At 75.5% G+C, this 18427-nt stretch carries 13 protein-coding genes and 1 pseudogene; 5 read left to right on the top strand and 9 right to left on the bottom strand.

Annotated features, from left to right (window positions below):
• Nucleotides 1-102: 102 nt before the first annotated feature.
• Nucleotides 103-1332, bottom strand: a complete 1230-nt coding sequence (dxr, locus tag OG715_RS28155; RefSeq protein ID WP_266274458.1) for a 1-deoxy-D-xylulose-5-phosphate reductoisomerase — start codon at nt 1330-1332, stop codon at nt 103-105.
• A 107-nt stretch (nt 1333-1439) separates the two neighbouring features.
• On the opposite strand from dxr, the gene OG715_RS28150 reads away from it, so the two are divergent.
• Entirely contained in the window at nt 1440-2105 is a 666-nt protein-coding gene (locus OG715_RS28150) for an NAD(P)H-binding protein (protein ID WP_266274459.1), read from the top strand.
• 73 nt (nt 2106-2178) lie between these two features.
• Here the strand turns inward: OG715_RS28150 and OG715_RS28145 are convergent, their stop codons facing one another.
• The 3 genes from OG715_RS28145 to OG715_RS28135 form a co-directional block, all read right to left on the bottom strand.
• Complete coding sequence (locus tag OG715_RS28145) at nt 2179-3621, bottom strand: aldehyde dehydrogenase family protein (RefSeq protein WP_266274460.1); 1443 nt, start codon at nt 3619-3621, stop codon at nt 2179-2181.
• Between the two features lie 165 nt (nt 3622-3786).
• Complete coding sequence (locus OG715_RS28140) at nt 3787-5352, bottom strand: PucR family transcriptional regulator (protein ID WP_266274461.1); 1566 nt, start codon at nt 5350-5352, stop codon at nt 3787-3789.
• Nucleotides 5353-5546: 194 nt separating this feature from the next.
• On the bottom strand, nt 5547-7610 hold the full coding sequence (locus OG715_RS28135; RefSeq protein ID WP_266274462.1) for an ATP-binding protein: 2064 nt from the start codon (nt 7608-7610) through the stop codon (nt 5547-5549).
• Nucleotides 7611-7850: 240 nt separating this feature from the next.
• Here OG715_RS28135 and gabT point away from each other — a divergent pair, with 240 nt between their 5' ends.
• Both gabT and OG715_RS28125 read left to right on the top strand, forming a co-directional pair.
• Nucleotides 7851-9206, top strand: a complete 1356-nt coding sequence (gene gabT, locus OG715_RS28130; protein ID WP_266274463.1) for a 4-aminobutyrate--2-oxoglutarate transaminase — start codon at nt 7851-7853, stop codon at nt 9204-9206.
• A gap of 204 nt (nt 9207-9410) precedes the next feature.
• Nucleotides 9411-10307, top strand: coding sequence for a phosphatase PAP2 family protein (locus OG715_RS28125; protein ID WP_266274464.1), 897 nt, complete (start codon nt 9411-9413; stop codon nt 10305-10307).
• Between the two features lie 46 nt (nt 10308-10353).
• Here the strand turns inward: OG715_RS28125 and OG715_RS28120 are convergent, their stop codons facing one another.
• Nucleotides 10354-10692, bottom strand: coding sequence for a DUF2218 domain-containing protein (locus OG715_RS28120; RefSeq protein ID WP_266274465.1), 339 nt, complete (start codon nt 10690-10692; stop codon nt 10354-10356).
• A 147-nt stretch (nt 10693-10839) separates the two neighbouring features.
• Here OG715_RS28120 and OG715_RS28115 point away from each other — a divergent pair.
• Nucleotides 10840-11286, top strand: a pseudogene (locus tag OG715_RS28115) (MarR family winged helix-turn-helix transcriptional regulator); the annotation flags it as partial.
• Nucleotides 11287-11389: 103 nt separating this feature from the next.
• Here the strand turns inward: OG715_RS28115 and OG715_RS28110 are convergent.
• Nucleotides 11390-12343, bottom strand: coding sequence for an EamA family transporter (locus tag OG715_RS28110; protein WP_266274740.1), 954 nt, complete (start codon nt 12341-12343; stop codon nt 11390-11392).
• 112 nt (nt 12344-12455) lie between these two features.
• On the opposite strand from OG715_RS28110, the gene OG715_RS28105 reads away from it, so the two are divergent.
• Nucleotides 12456-13361 (top strand): LysR family transcriptional regulator, encoded by a 906-nt coding sequence (locus tag OG715_RS28105; protein WP_266274466.1) that lies wholly within the window; start codon nt 12456-12458, stop codon nt 13359-13361.
• Between the two features lie 53 nt (nt 13362-13414).
• Here the strand turns inward: OG715_RS28105 and OG715_RS28100 are convergent, their stop codons facing one another.
• From OG715_RS28100 to OG715_RS28090, 3 genes are all read right to left on the bottom strand, one after another.
• Entirely contained in the window at nt 13415-14209 is a 795-nt protein-coding gene (locus tag OG715_RS28100) for a ZIP family metal transporter (protein WP_266274742.1), read from the bottom strand.
• Nucleotides 14210-14559: 350 nt separating this feature from the next.
• Nucleotides 14560-16218, bottom strand: a complete 1659-nt coding sequence (locus OG715_RS28095; protein WP_266274467.1) for a restriction endonuclease — start codon at nt 16216-16218, stop codon at nt 14560-14562.
• 128 nt (nt 16219-16346) lie between these two features.
• Nucleotides 16347-18185, bottom strand: coding sequence for a hypothetical protein (locus OG715_RS28090; protein ID WP_266274468.1), 1839 nt, complete (start codon nt 18183-18185; stop codon nt 16347-16349).
• Between the last annotated feature and the right edge of the window lie 242 nt (nt 18186-18427).

Here is an 18427-nt window from a genome sequence, read left to right as displayed (position 1 = left end):
CCTCCGTCATTCCGCTCCGATCGTCCTGTCGTCGTACCGGTCCTCCGGGCGGCGCCGTCCGGACGGCCCCGCCGCGGTGGTGCCGCCCGTGCGGGCGGACCGTCAGCCCGCCGCCAGCTCGCGGGCCCGGGCGCGCGCCCAGTCCTCCGCGTTCAGGACGTCCTCCACCGTCAGAGAAGTTCCCGCGGCCGGGGCGCCGTGCTCGGCCACGACCTTCGCCACAGTGTCCACGATCCCGGTGAAGGCGAGGCGGCCCTTCAGGAAGGCGTCCACACACTCCTCGTTCGCGGCGTTGAACACGGCCGGGCAGGTACCGCCCAGGGTGCCGACCTCGCGGGCCAGCCGGACCGCCGGGAAGGCCTCGTCGTCCAGCGGGAAGAACTCCCAGGTCGCGGCCTTGGTCCAGTCGCAGCCCGGGGCCGCGTCCGGGACCCGGTCCGGCCAGCCCAGGCCGAGCGCGATCGGCATCCGCATGTCCGGCGGACTCGCCTGCGCCAGCGTGGAACCGTCCGTGAACTCCACCATCGAGTGCACGACCGACTGCGGATGGACCACGACCTCGATCCGGTCGAACGGCACGTCGTAGAGCAGGTGCGCCTCGATCACCTCCAGGCCCTTGTTCACCAGGGTGGCGGAGTTGATCGTGACGACCGGGCCCATCGCCCAGGTCGGGTGCGCCAGCGCGTCGGCGGGGGTCACCCCGGCCAGCTCCGCGCGGCTCCGGCCGCGGAACGGGCCACCGCTCGCGGTCACCACCAGCTTGCGGACCTCGGCCCGGGTGCCGCCGGCCAGCGCCTGGAACAGCGCGGCGTGCTCGGAGTCCACCGGGACGATCTGGCCCGGCCGTGCCACCGCCTTCACCAGCGGGCCGCCGACGATCAGCGACTCCTTGTTGGCCAGCACCAGCACCCGGCCGGCCCGCAGCGCCGCCAGCGTCGGGCCCAGACCGATCGAACCGGTGATGCCGTTCAGCACCGAGTGGCACTCCGTCGCCGCCAGCTCGGTCGCCGCGTCCGGACCGGCCAGCACGGTCGGCAGCGGCCCGCCGGCGGCCTTCGCCGCCAGCGCCTCGCGCAGCGCCGGCTCCGCCGCCGGATCGGCCACCGCCACGGTGTGCACGCCCAGCCGGACCGCCTGCTCGGCGAGCAGCTCGACCCGGCCGCCGGCCGCCGACAGGGCCACCACCCGGAACCGGTCGGGATTGCGGAGCACCACGTCGATGGCCTGGGTGCCGATCGAACCGGTGGAGCCGAGGATCACCAACTCCCGGGGGCCGGAAGGGTCGGTCACCTCGGGGGTGAACCGCAGCTGCGGGTGGGCGAGCGAAGTCATGCGCCCATTGTGGCCTGCCCGGCCCCCTCCCCCGCACCACGGGTTCCCCGGACCCGCCGCACCGGTTCCCCAGGACGGCGCCCACGCCCCGGGCTACCGTCGGAGCCATGCGCATCGTCATCGCCGGGGGCCACGGACAGATCGCCCTCCGACTGGAACGGCTGCTCGCCGACCGGGGCGACCGGCCCGCCGGAATCGTCCGCCGCCCCGAACACTCCGAGGACCTCGCCGCCGCCGGCGCCGAACCGCTGCTGCTCGACCTGGAGGCCGCCGCCGCACCGGAACTCGCCCGGCTGCTCGACGGCGCCGACGCCGTGGTGTTCGCGGCCGGCGCCGGACCGGGCAGCGGCGCCGCCCGCAAGCTCACCGTCGACCGGGACGCCGCCGTCCTGCTCGCCGACGCCGCCGAACTCGCCGGCGTCCGCCGCTACCTCATCGTCTCCTCGATGGGCGCCGACGCCCGGGCCGAGTACCCCGCCGACGAGGGCTTCCAGACCTACCTGCGGGCCAAGGGCGCCGCCGACGACGCGGTCAGGGCCCGCCCCGGCCTGGACTGGACGGTGCTGCGCCCCGGCCGCCTCACCGACGGACCCGGCACCGGACTGGTCCGGCTCGCCCCCGGCCTCCCGCGCGGCGCCGTCGACCGGCAGGACGTCGCCGCCGTGCTCGCCGCCCTGCTGCACGAGCCCGGCACCGCGGGGAGGACCCTGGACCTGGTCTCCGGCGACGCCACCGTCGCCGAGGCCGTCGCGGCCGCCGCCGGCCGCGACTGAGCGCTCCCCCGGCACCCCGGGTACGCCGAAGGGCCCGACCGCACCGCGGCCGGGCCCTTCGTCAGCACCTGTCTCAGAGGTCCAGGCCGCTGAGGACCATGACCTTCTCGACGGTGTAGTCGTCCATCGCGTACTTGACGCCCTCACGGCCGACGCCGGAGTCCTTGACGCCGCCGTACGGCATCTGGTCGGCGCGGTAGGACGGCGCGTCGCCGATGATCACACCGCCGACCTCCAGCTCCCGGTGGGCGCGGAAGGCGGTCTGCAGGTCGTGCGTGAACACGCCCGCCTGCAGGCCGAACGGCGAGTTGTTGACGGCGGCGAAGGCCTCGTCCACACCGTCCACCCGGTGCAGCGACAGCACCGGGCCGAACACCTCGCAGGTCGCCAGGATCGCGTCCGCCGGCAGCTCGGCCAGCACGGTCGGGGCGTAGGTCGCGCCCTCGCGGGTACCGCCGGCGAGCAGCTTCGCGCCCTTGGCCACCGCGTCGTCCACCCAGGACCCGACCCGCTTCGCCGCGTTCTCGTCGACCAGCGGGCCGACGTCCGTGGCGTCGTCGTTCGGGTCACCGGTGACCTGCTCGGCCACCTTGGCGACGACCTTCTCCACCAGCGCGTCGTAGACCGAGGCGTCGGCGATCACGCGCTGCACCGAGATGCAGGACTGGCCGCCCTGGTAGTTGGCGAACATCGCGATCCGGGTGGCCGCCCAGTCCAGGTCCGCCTCGGAGGACCAGTCGGCGAGCACCACGGCCGCGGCGTTGCCGCCCAGCTCCAGGGTGGTGTGCTTGCGCGGCACCGAGTCCATGATCTGGTAGCCGACCTTGTCCGAACCGGTGAAGGAGATCACCGGCAGCCGCGGGTCCTGCACCAGGGCCGGCATCCGGTCGTTCGGGACCGGCAGAACGCTCCAGGAACCGGTCGGCAGGTCGGTCTCGGCCAGGATCTCGCCCAGCACCATGGCCGACAGCGGGGTCGCCGGGGCCGGCTTGAGGATGATCGGCGCGCCGACCGCGATCGCCGGGGCGACCTTGTGGGCGACCAGGTTCAGCGGGAAGTTGAACGGGGCGATGCCCAGCACCACGCCGCGCGGGAAGCGGCGCACCAGCGCGAAACGGCCCACGCCGCCCGGGTCGGTGTCCAGCCGCATGGTCTCGCCGTTGGTCCGGCGGGCCTCCTCGGCGGCCCAGCGGAACACCGAGACGGCACGGCCGACCTCGCCGCGGGCCCACTTGATCGGCTTGCCGTTCTCCGCGGTGATCAGCCGGGCGATCTCCTCGGTGCGCTCGGCCAGGCGCCGGGCCACGTGGTCCAGGGCGGCGGACCGCACGTGCGCCGGGGTCGCGGCGAACACCGGCAGCGCGGCGACGGCGGCCTCCAGGGCCTCCTCGACCTGCGCCTCGGTGGGAACGCTCACCTTGCCGACCAGGCGGCCGTCCCAGCTGTTGTGCACCTCGAAGTCGGCATCGCCGCTCGCCCGGCGGCCGGCCAGCCAGAAATCGTACGTGGTGGTCACCGTGGTACCGGCCTCTCCTCGTCGTCCTCAGGACCCCACGGACGTGGAGCCGCAATCGAGGGTAGGGCGGCCGACGCACCGACCGGATTGGACACGGAGTAGCGTTCACCCGCGCGGCCACTCCACAGCGTCCAGCCGTCCGGGGCCGATGGACCTGCGGGTGGGCTACTCCTCGCCCGAGCGCAGGGCCAGCCAGAGCTCCATCCGGACGTCCGTGTCGTCCAGCGACCGGCCCAGCAGCTCCTCGACCCGCCGCATCCGGTACCGCAGCGTGTGCCGGTGCACCCCGAGATCGGCCGCCGCCGCGTCCCACTGCCCGTGCCGCGACAGCCACGCCCGCAGCGAGGCCACCAGATCGCCGCGCGCCGTCCGGTCGTGCTCCCGCAGCGGCCGCAGCAGCCCCTCGGCGAAGGCCGTCACGGCGTCCTCCCCGAGCAGCGGCAGCAGCGAACCGGCACCGACCTCCTCATGGTCCACCGAGCGGCGCCCACCGCGCAGCGCCACCGCCAGCGCCCGCTCGGCCTGCGCGTGCGCCGTCCCGGCGTCCTCCAGCGCGGCCGGCGCCGACACCCCCAGCGACACGCCCTCGTGCTCCTCCACCACACCCAGGCACGCCCGGTGCACCGCGCCGTTGTCCAGCGCCAGCACCATCAGCCGCAGCCCGTGCGCGCCGTCCTCCCGCGCCACCAGCAGCTTCTCGCCGACCCGCGAACCCGCCTGCTCCGCCCGGTCGCCCAGCTCGCCCAGCGACTCCCCGGCGTCCACCCCCTGGCCGGCCCCGGCCACCAGCACCCGGACCGTCCCCTCCGGCAGCCCGCCGAACAGGCCGGCCGCCACCTGCCGCGCCGTCGCCACCTCACCGGCCAGCACCATCCGCAGCAGCGCCGCGCCCATCCGCTCCTCGGCCTGCCGCAGCTCCCGCGACCGCTCCAGGGTCAGCGTCAGCAGCGCCACCGCCGCGTTCAGCACATACCGCTCGGTCGGCGTGATCCGGTCCTCGGTACCGACCGCCAGGAACCCGCGCGCCCGCCGGTCCGCCCCCAGCGACTGGACCACCACGTAGTCCTCGTCCGCCGTGTCTATCCCGGGCGCCCGGCCCTGCAGCGCGGCACTCGACGGCGCCGGACGCCGCCGCAGCCGGTCCACCTCCGCCGCCAGCCGCCCGGCCCGGCGCGCCGCCCAGTCCGGCGCCACCACCGACAGCGCGCCCGAACCGTCGTACAGCGCCGCCCAGCCGCCCAGCCGGGCCGCCAGCCGGCGCACCACAGCCGTCGTGCCGTCCTTGCCCAGCGCGGCCCGGGTCAGCTCCTCCTGCGCCTCGAAGCTGGTCGTCACCGCCTCGTACTGCTCGGCCGCCAGCGCCGCCGACACGACCTTGCTGATCGCGATGAACGGAGTCGGCTCCGGCACCCGCAGCAGCGGCAGCCCGCGCTGCGCCGCCGCGTCCACCAGCGGCTGCGGCACCTCCGTGTGCGACAGCCCGACCCCGAGCCCCAGCCCGACCACCCCCGCGTCGGCCAGCCGGTGCACGTACGCCTGCAGCCGGGCGGCCGTGCGGCCCAGCTTGATACCGGTGGTGAGCAGCAGCTCACCGCCTTCGAGGAAGGGCGTCGGGTCGTCCAGCTCACTGGTGTGCACCCAGCGGACCGGCCGCTCCAAATGGTCCGCACCGGCGAGGACCGTCAGATGGAGCGAGGTGTTGCGGACGACGGAGGCAAGTGTGGGGGGCATGGCACCTTCGGGGGAGCGACGCGACCGCGCCATTGCGGCCGGGCGGGGAGAGAGCCGGGAGTCCAGGGGGAACCCCACTTCTCATTATGGACGCTCCGGACAACCAGCACTGCCGAATCCACCTCGAAGGCGAGCTTCGAGGGCCCGCACCGACTCCGATCGGCGGCCCGCACCGGCCAGTCCGACGGCCCGCCTCAGCCCCGGAGGTCCACCAGCAGCGGCGGCACCTGCTCCCCCGACACCGCCGTCAGCGACACCACCGCGTGCCCCGCCGGCAGGGCGTGCGCGAGGTCCGACGGCGACCAGCGCAGCCGCTCCACCTCCCGGGTGGTCACCGACTCCGTCTGCGCCGTCGTCCCCGACAGCGCCTTGCGCCCCAGCCGCCCGGCCCGCCGCACGATCCCGCCCGAGGTGTCCGGGGCCAGCGTCACCGCCGTCTCACGGACCAGATGGGTGCCCCAGGCCTCCGAGAACAGCTTCCCGTCCCACGGCGCGATGCCGGGGAACGCCGCCCGGCAGCCCACCGCCCCGAACAGCGGCGCCCGCAGCGCCTCCGGCAGGTCCACCAGGGTGCGCAGCAGCAGCACCACCCCGGCGTTCGCCCCGCGCAGCCGCTGCAGACCGCGCACGATCCCGGCGTCCAGCGCCGCCGAGGCGTCGTCCACCACCAGGCCGGCGAACAGCGACCGGTCCCCGCGCGACCCGGCCGCCTGCACGAACTGCCCCACCAGCAGGCGCGACAGCATCCGCGCCGCCTCCGGATGACTGCGCTCCGGCAGCTTCACCCGCACCCGCAGCGGATGGTCCAGCACCCGCATCGCGAACGGCGGCCGACCCGTGCCGTCGGTCGCGAACACCCCTTCGAAGGCCGGCCGGTCCAGCAGCGCCAGCCGGTCCGCCAGCAGTGCCCCCGGATCGTCCGCCCGGCCGCGCTGGTGCTCCCGGTGCTCCAGGTCCCGCTCGAAGGAGCCCAGCCGCTCCGCCGCGCGCAGCCCCTTCACCAGGGCCTCCAGCGAATCCGGCTCACCGGCGAGCAGCGCCCGCAGCTCGCGCACGCCCGGGTAACGGCCGAACGCGGCGTGGAACGGGCCGACCATCTGCTGCAGGGCCGTCCTGGCGGTCTCGGCGCGCGCCGTCAGCTCGTCCGGCAGCAGCGCCTCGGCCAACCGGGCCGCCGCCTCGTCCGGGTCCTGGGCCGCGCCGTAGAGGTCCAGCCCGTAGCGGGACGCGGGGTCGCCCGGGGCGATCACCACGTCGTACCAGGCGTCCGGCCCCAGGTCGGCGTCGGCCGCCCCGATCACCACCGCGCACGCCGTCCCGGCCAGTGCCTGCAGGCACAGCGCCTCCGCCACCGGACGGGCCAGCCGCGCCGTCTTCCCCGTCCCGGCCGGGCCCACCGCCAGCAGCGAGGTGCCCAGCACCACCGGGTCCAGCGCGAAACCGGCCGACCGGTGGGTCAGCGGGTTCTTCGGTACGTCCTGCGCGGTGCCGAGCCGCACCTGGCCCAGCAGCAGATCGTGCCGCTCCGCCCGGCCCGGCAGCTCGCGCGCCTCCGAGGGGTGCGCGAACGCGGCGGCACCGCGCTGCGACACCTGCTCGACGAAGGCCGGCAGGAAGGCCGGATCGGCCTGGGCCGACTCCCAGGCCCGCCGGATCCGCACGTAGTCGACGTCCCCGACCGCCTCGCCGTCCAGCCGCCCGGCCGCGACGGCGGCCCCGCCCTGCCGCAGCACCGCCCACGGATCCCGCCGCCGGGCCGCCTCCGACTGCTCCTCCTCGGCGACCGGCACCTCCTCCGTCACCGTCCGCGACAGCAACGGCAGGGCGTACCGCCGCCACACCTCCGGCCACCGGCCCATCCGGCCGAAGACCTTGATGACCACGGCGAGGACCAGTGCATTGACCGAAAGTCCCACCACCGTGACCGCGGTCGAGGACGGATGGTCCACCCACACGGTCAGGACGATGAGGCGCAGTGCGAGCTGCGTCCCGTAGACAAAGGCGAACCACCCCACCACCGCGTTCAGCCCCGCCCGCAGGAGCAGCGGCCAGGTGGGGACCTTGGCCGCCTCCGCCCGGTCGGGGTCGAGCTGCCGGTGCTCCTGGCGGAAGATGCCCGGATCGGCCTCGGGCCGCGGGGCCGAGGCCCAGGCGGCGAGGTCGAAGGGCACGCGGGCCGGGGGACGCGGGTGCGGCATCGGAGTGCGGGGGGTGGCGGTGGTCCGCTCGTCGTGGCTCCGTGCCCCGTCCAGTCCCATCTACGGCCCCGTTCCCTCGCCCGCCGGCCCGACCGCCGTCGGTGCCGCCCATACCCATGCCACCGCCCCGGCGACACGCCCGCGCTCAATGTAGTGGAGCGGAGCCTCCCGGTAGCGGCTCCGCCCGGGCTGGCCGCCCCGGACAAGTCGGACGGCCCAGTGCTACCGAGTGGCGCATGCCTGCCCGGGGAACGCCCCCGTAGCCTGCGAACTACCGAGCCGAGAAGTCTGGAGAAACCCATGAGCGCCGCAACGCCGCTCCCGCAGGAGCGCCGCCTGGTCACCGCGATCCCCGGTCCGAAGTCGCAGGAGCTGCAGGCCCGCAAGCTGGGTGCGGTGGCGGCCGGCGTCGGCACCACCCTGCCGGTGTACGTGTCCCGCGCCAACGGCGGCGTGCTGGAGGACGTGGACGGCAACTCGCTGATCGACTTCGGCTCCGGCATCGCCGTGACGAACGTCGGCAACAGCGCCGAGGCCGTGGTCTCCAAGGCCTCCGAGCAGCTCGCCGCCTTCACGCACACCTGTTTCATGGTGACCCCGTACGAGGGCTACGTCGCCGTGGCCGAGCAGCTCAACGAGCTGACCCCGGGCGACCACGACAAGCGCACCGCGCTGTTCAACTCGGGCGCCGAGGCGGTCGAGAACGCGGTGAAGATCGCCCGCGCGTACACCAAGCGCACCGCCGTCGTGGTGTTCGACCACGGCTACCACGGCCGCACCAACCTCACCATGGGCATGACGGCGAAGAACATGCCGTACAAGCAGGGCTTCGGTCCGTTCGCCCCCGAGGTCCACCGGGTGCCGGTGGCCTACCCCTACCGCTGGCTGACCGGTGCCGAGAACTGCGCCGCCGAGGCCGCCGCGCAGGCGATCGACATCATCAACAAGCAGATCGGCGCCGAGAACGTCGCCGCGATCATCATCGAGCCGATCCAGGGCGAGGGCGGCTTCATCGAGCCGGCCAAGGGCTTCCTGCCGGCCATCGTCGAGTACGCGAAGGCCAACGGCATCGTCTTCGTCGCGGACGAGATCCAGACCGGCTTCTGCCGCACCGGCCAGTGGTTCGCCTGTGACGACGAGGGCATCGTCCCGGACCTCATCACCACCGCCAAGGGCATCGCCGGCGGTCTGCCGCTGGCCGCGGTGACCGGTCGCGCCGAGATCATGGACGCCGCGCACGCCGGTGGCCTGGGCGGCACCTACGGCGGCAACCCGGTGGCCTGCGCGGCCGCGCTGGGTTCCATCGAGACCATGAAGGAGCTGGACCTCAACGGCAAGGCGCAGCGGATCGGCGAGATCATGCTGGGCCGCCTGCGGGCGATCCAGGAGAAGTTCGCCGACTCCGACCGCGTCCGCGTCGGCGAGGTCCGCGGCCGCGGCGCGATGATCGCCGTCGAGCTGGTCAAGCCGGGCGGCAAGGAGCCGAACCCGGAGGCCACCGCGGCGATCGCCAAGGCGTGCCACGCCGAGGGCCTGGTCGTGCTGACCGCCGGCACCTACGGCAACGTGCTGCGCTTCCTGCCGCCGCTGGTCATGCCGGAGCACCTGCTGAACGAGGGCCTGGACATCATCGAGGGCGCCTTCGCCACCGTCTGATCCGGCCCGCGGCCCAGGGGCCGCGCCCGATACCCGCCGGAGGGATGTTCCGGACAGCGCCGAACGGCCCGTGGGGACTCCAGTCCCCGCGGGCCGTTGGGTTTCGAACCCGGTGTGACATCCCCGGCGCGGACGGTGAAGATGGTGTGCGGAATCGCTGAAGCTCCTCGGCCGCGCAAGGACCTTGACGTAGTGTCATCACAGATGGACAGCGAGCCCCAGCCATGGGCGGAGCCGTCCGCGGCGTCGCCCCAGGGGGCGGCTCCGCGCGAGGGCCGCGAGGACAACCAGGCCGTCCCGTACGGGGCGGTGCACACCGAAAGCCGATCGACCGGCCGTCCGGCCCACACCCCCCGGGACGCACGGAACGGCGATCATCAGGGCCGCCCCGGAGCTCTCCCCCCTGCTCCGGGGCGGCTGCCTCGCGTCCTCGCCCGGCCGGCGGTGCCGGCGGTCCTCGCCCTGGTGCTCCTGCTGGTGTCCTGGCAGGTCGCCGTGGACGGACCGGGACCGCTGCTGGAGCTGGACCACTGGGTCCGGCACGCCGTCCGGGAGACCCGGCACGCGCTGCACAGCGCCCTGCTCAACCACCTCGGCAAGGCGTTCTCCGACCTGGGCGGGGGTTCGGTGGCGGTGCCGGTGCTGCTGCTGGGCGGTGCGGTCGCCGCCCGGCGGGAGTTCCGGGCGGGGTTCGCCCGGTGGTGGCTGCCGGTGCCGGTGGCGGTGCTGACGGCGGGGCTGATCCCGCTGCTGGTGGTGCCGGCGAAGGCCTGGTTCGCCCGGCCGGGCCCGTTCGGGCTGCCGCTGGCGGCGGACCAGTGGGGCTGGTACCCGTCCGGCCACACCGCGACCGCCACGCTCGGGTACGGGGTGGCGGCCCTGCTGCTGGCGCGGACGGCCGCGCCGCGCGGGCGGCGCGCGCTCGCCGCGCTGGCGACGCTGCTGGCCGTGGGCGTCGGACTGGGGCTGGTGTGGAGCGACTACCACTGGCTGCTGGACGTGGTGGCCAGCTGGTGCCTGGGCGGCCTGGTCCTGTGGACGCTGGCCCGGTGGCCGCTCACCGGCCGCCTGTCCCCGCGCCGACGGCACCCGGAGCGCTGAGGCCCCGAGCCCCGGGCCGTGAACGCCGGCCCGCGCCGCCCGGGGATCAGCCCTCGGCCGGCTCCTCCTCGTTGCGGTGGACGAGGCCGGCCTCGCCGTTGTCACGGCGCCACTCGACGACCAGTTCGTCGCGGGCGCCGAAGCGGACCAGGTGGCGGCCGACGACGTCCTCCAGTCCGGGCAGGTTCTCGGTCTCGCCCTCGACGGCGAGCAGCAGCGCGTCGGGGGTGGCCTCCAGCGTGGCGGTGCCGGCGCCGAAGACGAGGGTGCCGTGACCGGTCTCCTCGGACCAGTCGGCCTTGATCTTGCGGCCCATGTGGGCGGCGAGCTGCTTGGCGTAGCGGGCGGAACGGTCGGTGGTGACGCGGGCTTCGGAGCGGGGCACGGGCCCTCCAGAATCAGGGGAGGGAACTTAGGGTGCCCTCACTCACCACCTACGCTAACCCAGATACTGAGTCTTACTCAACATTTTTCCGGGCGCCCCCGGAGCGGCCGATACCCTTGGTCGAACACCTGCCGAGGAGAGCCGCCCATGACCACCACGCCGACCGACGACGCGGCGAGCTCCTCCCCCGGCACCGGCGCCCCCGACAGTCCCGCACAAGGAAGTACCGAACAGACCGCCGGCGCACAGGCCGGCAGCGCACAGGCCGGCACCGAACCGGGCACCGCCGAACAGGACATCGCCGAACAGGACATCGCCGAACAGGACACCGCCGCCGAACTGGCCGATGCGATGACCCGGGCGATCAAGCGGATCCGCCGCCTCACCAGCGAGCGGCTGGAGCCCTACGGCATCACCCCCGGCCAGGGCCGCGCCCTGCGCACCCTCGCGCACGCCCCGGGCTGCGAGCTCCCCGACCGGGCGATGCGGCTCAGCGACCTGGCGGACCGGCTGCACATCGCCCCCCGCTCGGCCACCACGGTGGTCGACGCGCTGGAGGAGGCCGGCCTGGTGGCACGGACCCCGGACCCGGCCGACCGCCGGGCCGTGCGGATCCTGCTGACCGAGGCCGGCCGGTCGGCGGTGGAGCGGATCGGCCAGGTCCGCTACGAGGTCTCCCAGGAGTACTTCGGCGCGGTCAGCCCCGCCGACCAGGACGCGCTGCTGCGAGCGCTGCGGAGCGCCGAGACCGCGTACGCGGCGACCGTCGCTCCCACCGCCGCAGCACGCCGGACAGCGCCCCCGGGCGCAGCGCGGTGATCCCGATCCCGGCGATCACCAGCAGCGCGGCGACGGCGGCCACCGGGCCGACCGGCTCGCCGAGCAGCAGCCAGGCCGAGGACATCCCGAACACCGGCACCAGCAGCGAGTAGGGCGCCACGGCGGTGGCGTCGTAGCTGCGCAGCAGGTAGCTCCAGGCGACGAAGCCGAACAGGGTGGAGACCAGCCCGACGTAGCCGATCGCGCCGAGCCCGGCGAGGTCGATGCCGCGCAGCGCGCGCAGGTCGGCCGCCGGGCCCTCGACCAGCAGCGAGAGGCCGAGCAGCGGCAGCGGCGGCACGGCGCTGACCCAGACCATCCAGCGCAGCGCGTCCGGCGGGGCGGCCTTGCGGGTCAGCACATTGGACAGCCCCCAGGCGGCCGCGGCCAGGACGACCAGGGCGAAGGCGCCCAGCGGCCCGCCGAGGCCGTGGTCGACGGCGCTCAGCCCGATGCCCGCGAAGGCGACCCCCAGGCCGGTCAGCCGCCGGGCGCCGGGGCGCTCGCCCAGCAGCGCGCCGGCGAACAGCGCGGTGAACACCGCCTGCCCCTGGAGCACCAGCGAGGAGAGGCCGGCCGGCATCCCGGCGTGCATGCCCAGGAAGAGCAGGCCGAACTTGACCACGCCGAGCACCACCCCGACCGCGACGACCCAGCGCAGGGCGACCTTCGGCGGTCCCACGAAGAAGATCGCCGGGACGGCGACCACCGCGAACCGCAGGGCGCAGAACAGCAGCGGCGGGAAGTTCTGGAGCCCGATGTGGATGAGGACGAAGTTGAGGCCCCAGACGGCGGCCACCAGGACGGCCAGGCCGATGTGACGCGGACTCATGGTGCCGCCGCGCGGGGCGGCCTGCGGGGAAACGCTCATGGCACGAGCATGGCCGCCCGGAACCGTGCAGCACCAGCGATGAATTCTGAAGGCAACGCTTTAGCATTGCTGCATGATGGATCTGGGGCGCCTGCGGGCGCTGCACGCGGTGGCCGTCCACGGCTCGGTCGGCGGGGCGGCCGCGGCCCTCGGTTTCACCCCGTCCGCCGTCTCCCAGCAGATCGCCAAGCTGGAGCGGGAGACCAGGACGGTGCTGCTGGAGCGCCGGGGCCGGGGCGTGGTGCTGACGGACGCGGCGCGCGAGCTGGCGGGGACGGCGCAGGCGGTGCTGGGGCTGGTGGAGCGGGCCGAGGTGCGGCTTGAGGAGCAGCGCGGCCAGGCGGTCGGACGGCTGCTGGTGGCCGCCTTCGCGACCGGCGCGCGCGGGCTGATGCCCGGGGTGCTGGCCGATCTGCGCGAGCGCTGCCCGGAGTTGGACGTGCGGCTGCTGGAGTGCGACCCGTACCCGGCGGCCGAGCTGGTGGCGCGCGGCGAGGTCGACCTGGCGCTGGTCCAGGACTGGCCGACGGTGCCGCTGCCGGTGCAGGAGGGGCTCGACCGGACGGACCTCGGGTCGGACCCGGTGGACCTGCTGCTGCCGGTCGGCCATCCGCTGGCGGAGCTCCCGGTGGTGCCGGTGGGGCGGCTGCGCGGGCAGCGCTGGACGAGCGTGCCGCCGGGCAACATCTGCCACGACTGGCTGGTCCGGACCCTGCGCGAGGCCGGCGAGGAGCCGGACGTGCACTACCGGGTCGGCGAGTTCGAGACCCAGATCGCCCTGATCGGGGCCGGTCTCGGCATCGGGCTGGTGCCCCGGCTGGGCCGGGGCGCGCTGCCGCCGGGGGTGGTGGCCCGGCCGGTGGCGCCGGAGCCGGCCCGGCGGGTGTTCGCGCTCTGGCGCTCCCAGGCCTCGCGCCGTCCGGCGATCACCGAGGCGCTGGAGGCGATGCGGGCCCGCTGGGACGCCCGGAGCGGCTGAGCGGGGCGGCCGGACCGGGCGGCTCACCGGCAGACGCCCCGTCGCGGCCCCCGTCAGGAGGCGAAGCCGATCACCAGCCACATGAAGCCGACCCCGGCGAGCGTGCAGAGCAGGGTGGTGCGCGAGGGGTGCGGGCTGTGCGCCTCGGGGAGGATGTCGGAGGTCGCCAGGTAGAGCAGGAATCCGGCGAAGAACCCCAGGTACAGCCCGAGCAGGTGCTCGGAGATGGTGAACAGCAGGGTGATCGCGGCACCGGTGACCGGCGCCAGCGCGTCCGCCGCCAGCAGGGCCAGCGCCCGCCGCTTGTTGTTCCCGTAGAGCCGGGTGATCGTGTACGTGTTGAAGCCGTCCGCGAAGTCGTGCGCGACCACCGCGATCGCCACCACCGTCCCGACCGTCGTACCGGCCTGGAAGGCCGCGCCGATCGCGAAGCCGTCCATGACGCTGTGGCCGACCAGGGCCATCGCGGCCGTCAGGCCCACGCCCTGGTGCCGCTCGGCGTCCGTCCGGGAACGGCCGTGGCTGTGGTTGTGGCCGTGGCTGCGGTCCCGGTCCTGCTCGGCCGACCCGCCGTGGCTGTGGCGGTGGCCGTGGCTGTGCTCGGCGTACTCCTCCTCGTGGCCGCGGTGGATCGCGACCGCCCGCTCGACGATGTGGATGGCCAGGAAGCCGGCCGCGAACATCAGCAGCGCCTGCGGCACCCCGTGGACCTCCTCGGGCGCCTGGTGCAGCGCCTCCGGGAGGAGGTCGAAGGCGACCACCCCGAGCATCAGCCCGGCGGCGAAGCCGAGCACCAGGTGCCGGCGGTCGCCGGTGCGCTGCGCGACCCAGCCGCCGATCAGCGTCATCAGGAAGGCCCCCGCGGCCACCAGGACCGCGGTCACCGCCGCACCGCCGTGACGGTCCGTCTGTCCACTCGTCTCCCCCGTGTCCCGCCCGTCCCCGGGCCGACCGCCGGCCGGTACCGGCCGGCCGTGTCCCCCAGCGTCGGACACCCCGCGCGCCGTCGCCCGCCGGGCAAGCCGTCGGGGTGAGACCGCCGTGGCAGGCCGCCGGAACCGACCGACAGTACCCGCGCCGGGCCGACCACCGTAGTGGATTCCCGGCCACCCGGACCCCCTCGGGACGCGGGGACGGTTCCGGCCGCCCCCGCGGCCGGGCCCGCGCGACCGGGCCCCTGCGGCGGCGCCCGCGCGGCTCAGTGTCCGGCGGCGAACGACAGCCCGAGGTGGGTGTGCGTCAGCTCGCGGACTCCGTCCCCGTCGACCAGGTGGATGTGCCGGTGCCCGTCCTCGCCGGTGAGGTCGAGCGCACCGTCGGTGAAACGGCCGGTGGTCAGCCGCAGCCCGCGTTCGGCCGACTCCTCGCGGACCGCCTCCGCCAGGGTCCGGATCTCCTCCTCCCCCACCGCCCCCTCGCCCCGGGAGGCCCAGACCACCCAGCGGCCGGGCAGCGCGCTGCCGACGGGCCCCTCGCCGGTGGCCACCAGCCCGACCGGGCCGCGCAGCCGCACGCTCCACTGCCCGAGCCCGCCCCGGGTGAGCAGCTCACGGACCAGCTGGGCGAACTCGTTCGCCGAGAGGTCCGGCGCCGCCGGGACGGTGGCCGCCGCCTGCGCGGCCGGTTCGACGCCCGCCCGGCCGTACGGGTCGGGGCTGACGGCGGCGTCGAGCTGGCGCAGCCGGACCAGTGCCTCGTCCTGCTCGGCGTCCGCGTAGACGCCCTCGCCGTCGGGCTCCTCCTCGGGGTCGGTGGGCGGCAGCAGCCTGGTGCGGGCCAGCGCGTCACGGTCCGCGTCCACACTCACCAGGCAGAGCGGCAGGGCGCCGCCGGGCTCGCGCAGCCAGCCGTTGAGCACGACGCCGGCGAGGATCTCGTCGGTGTCGACGGCGTCGGCGGCCTGCAGCGCGCGCAGGGCCAGCCGGGCGACCAGCCGCAGGTAGTCGGAGGCCCGGTCGGCCGGTGGGCGCGGCACCGGGAGGACCTCGCCGTCGGGGGCGAGCCGGTAGCCGGTCAGCGAGGGCACCACGTCCAGCGGCGGCAGGTCGAGGTCGAGCACGGCGGTACGGGTCAGCGGCCGGTAGACGGCGCGGCAGGGCGCCGGCAGGTCCCGGGTGTTGGTCTCGGCGGCGGCGAGGGCCCGTTCCAGCAGGGACTCCACGGCGGCCGGCTCGGCCAGCCGGTAGGCCCGGCGGCACTCCTCCAGGGAGTCGTTGTACTCGCGCACCGCGCGCGCCCGGGCCTGCTCGGCCTCGTCGTGGGCGCGCCGGGACTCGTCGGCGGCGGGGCTGCCGGCCTCGGCCTGCCGGGTGCGCCACTCCCGCAGGGCCCGCTGGTGGGCCAGCCGGGCCTTGGCCAGTCCGCGCTGGTAGTCGGAGTCGAGCAGTCGGCGGACCGGGGGCGCGTCGGGGTCGGACGCCGCCGGTTCGGCGGGCGCGTAGTCCTCCCAGCGCGGCTCCGGGTCCGCGCCGGCCGCGGTGGGCGGCGCGCCGTCCGGGTAGGGGCGCGGCTCGTAGCGGCGCAGCTGGCTCTCGAAGTCCATGGCCGAGACCGGCAGGGCGGACCGCCGGAGCAGGTCGGCCAGCCGCTCGTGCTCGGCCTGGACGGTGAGTGTGCGGTGGTGGGTGAGCGCGGCGGCCCTGGCGTGGGCGGCGACGTCCTCGTCGCCGCCCACGCCGAGCTGGTCCGGGGCCGGCCCGGCGGTGGACGACGGTCCGTCCGGAGCGCCGGGGGGACGGCCGGACGGACCGGCCGCGGTCGGCTCCTCCACCCCGAGGTCGCGGAACACGGAGGCGAGGAAGCCCGGTTGGGGGGCCGTGACAGCACCGTCGGACTGGCCGTCTGCTGAGTACTGCATCGGTGGTCGTCCCCCATGCTCGTCCGGCGCCTGCCCGGGGCGGTCGGCAGCCCCTCGGCGGCGAACCGGGGGTCCGCCCCGCTTCCGGACATTGTCCACCGAACGGGCGCACCGGTCAGCCAAGCCTCTCAGTTGGTCCGGGTGTTGGTCAGGTGCAGTCCGATGTAGCCGACATAGATCCGGCCACTGCCCGAACAGTCGTCCAGGTAGTGCAGCCGGGGTGCGGTGCGGCCGCCGCCGATCCGCAGGTGCGCCCCCATGAAGGCGCGTCTGGACGCGTCCACGCACTCCGGCACCGGGAGCATCCGCTCGCGCTTCCACTTGGCGTGGCTGTACACCGTCCGCGACTCGCCGCGCACCGCCTTGCGGGGCGGGAAGCGGTGGCAGCCGGCCGGGGTCCGTTCGCACCACTGCTTGAAGTCGCCGCCCGCCCGGCCGCGGACCGCCGCCTCGGCGTACTCCTGGAGCGCGGTCAGACCGTCCCAGGTGAGCCGGGCCCAGCCCCCTCCGGCACAGCGCAGCTCGTCGAGGGCGAGCGCGGCCTTCTGGTCGCCGGTGAAGGTGAGCAGCGGGAACTCGCCGAGCCGCTCCATCAGCTCGGTGAAGGTGAGCGGGATCCCGCCGCGGCCGCCGGCCGGTCCGGTGCGCCGCCGCCCGGCCCGACGGGCGGGGGCGGGCAGCAGCGGCCGGGGCGGGGCCGCCGGGGCCGGGACGAACAGCGCCGGCGGGGCCGGCACCGCTCCTGCGGGTGCGGTGCAGAGCCGGCCGAGGGACCCGCGCCCCGCTCCCGGGCCGCCCGCCGTGAGGGCCTTCGGCTTGGGCCGCTCGCGACGGTGCTCCCGGCGGCCCTCGTGACGCGCGGGGTGGGCGGAGTGCAGGGGATACGGGGAGTGGCCGGAGCGGGCGCCCCGCTCGTGCTCCTCCGTCCCGGCCGGCCGGCCGGCGGGGACGGCCACCGGGGCCGCGAGCACGGGCACCGAGGCCGGCACCCGCAGCGGGGGCACGGCCGCCAGCGTCGCGGGCGGCGTGCGTTCGGCGGCGAGCCGGCGCGGTTCGCGGGACAGCAGGACGGCCGCGCGCCGCGGGTCCTCCTCGATCCGGTGGCGGGCCAGCACCGGGTGCCGGCGGCCGTCCCGGCGCGAGGCCGGGTCGACCTCGGGCAGATAGGTGCGGACCGCTCCGCCGTAGACGGCGTGGAACTCCAGGGCGACGTTGAACCTGGTGCGCGCCTCCGCGTCCAGGACGTACAGGGTGGCGAGTCCCGGCAGGTGCTCGCAGAGCGGGGCGACCACGTCGGCGAGCCACGCTCCGGCATCGAGGCCGGCCGGGACGCTGGCCACCATGGCGGGCATCCGGCGGTCCGGATCGCAGAGCTCGTCGACCAGGCCGTCGACCTCGGCCGCGGTGAGCATCCGGGGAGCGGCCAGGACGGCGGCCGGACCGTCCGCGGCGTCCAGCAGCGGCAGCAGGGTGCGGGCCGGTTCGGGCACCGGTACCCGGCCGGGTGTCCGTACGGCACTGTCGGTGGTGCGGGTGGCGGCCTCCAGCCGGAACCAGGTCGGGCCGACGGGCCCGGCCGCCAGGGTGAGGGTGAGGTGGTCGGTGCCGTGCGGGGCGGGGGTACGGACCCGGCGGCGGTCGTAGCGGCCCCCGGGGCCGACCGGACTGCCCGGACCGGCCGGGTCCCCGGGGCCGCTCGGGCCCCCGGGGCCGGGGAGCGGGCCGCCGTCGCGGTCCAGCAGGACCCGGTCGCCGAGCCGGAAGCGCTCGGCGTAAGGGGCGGCGGCTCCGGCCCGGGACGGGGCGGACAGCTCGCACGGGGTGGACGGGGCGGTGGACAGCGCGGGCGGCGGGCCGAGGAGAGCGGGCGGGGGCTCCTCGCACCCCTCCCGTTTCAGCCAGGCGGCGAGGTGCTGGTCGGCCAGGGCGAGGGCGTCGGCGTACGGGAGGGCGGTGGTGACGGTCATCCGATAGGGCGCCGCAGGGCCTCCGGAGCCGGGGAGTCCGGCTCGGGCGGGCGACGACGAGGAACGTTCCGAGGTCATGCGCATGCCTCCGTGGGGCGGTGGGGTCCCGTGTCCTCCATCGATGGGTCTTTGGTCCGGTTCGCCGGACCTGTGCCCAGGAAACGCCATGGCCCGGAGCGGAAGTTCCAACTCCGGGCCACATCACTACATTCGGGTGAATCTGCTCAAGCCCGCTGTCGCAC

It is taken from the genome of Kitasatospora purpeofusca, from assembly GCF_036010405.1.
GTDB lineage: Bacteria > Actinomycetota > Actinomycetes > Streptomycetales > Streptomycetaceae > Kitasatospora > Kitasatospora purpeofusca.
The sequence above is the reverse complement of the archived record's forward strand: the minus strand, read 5'-3'. Positions and strand labels throughout refer to the sequence as shown.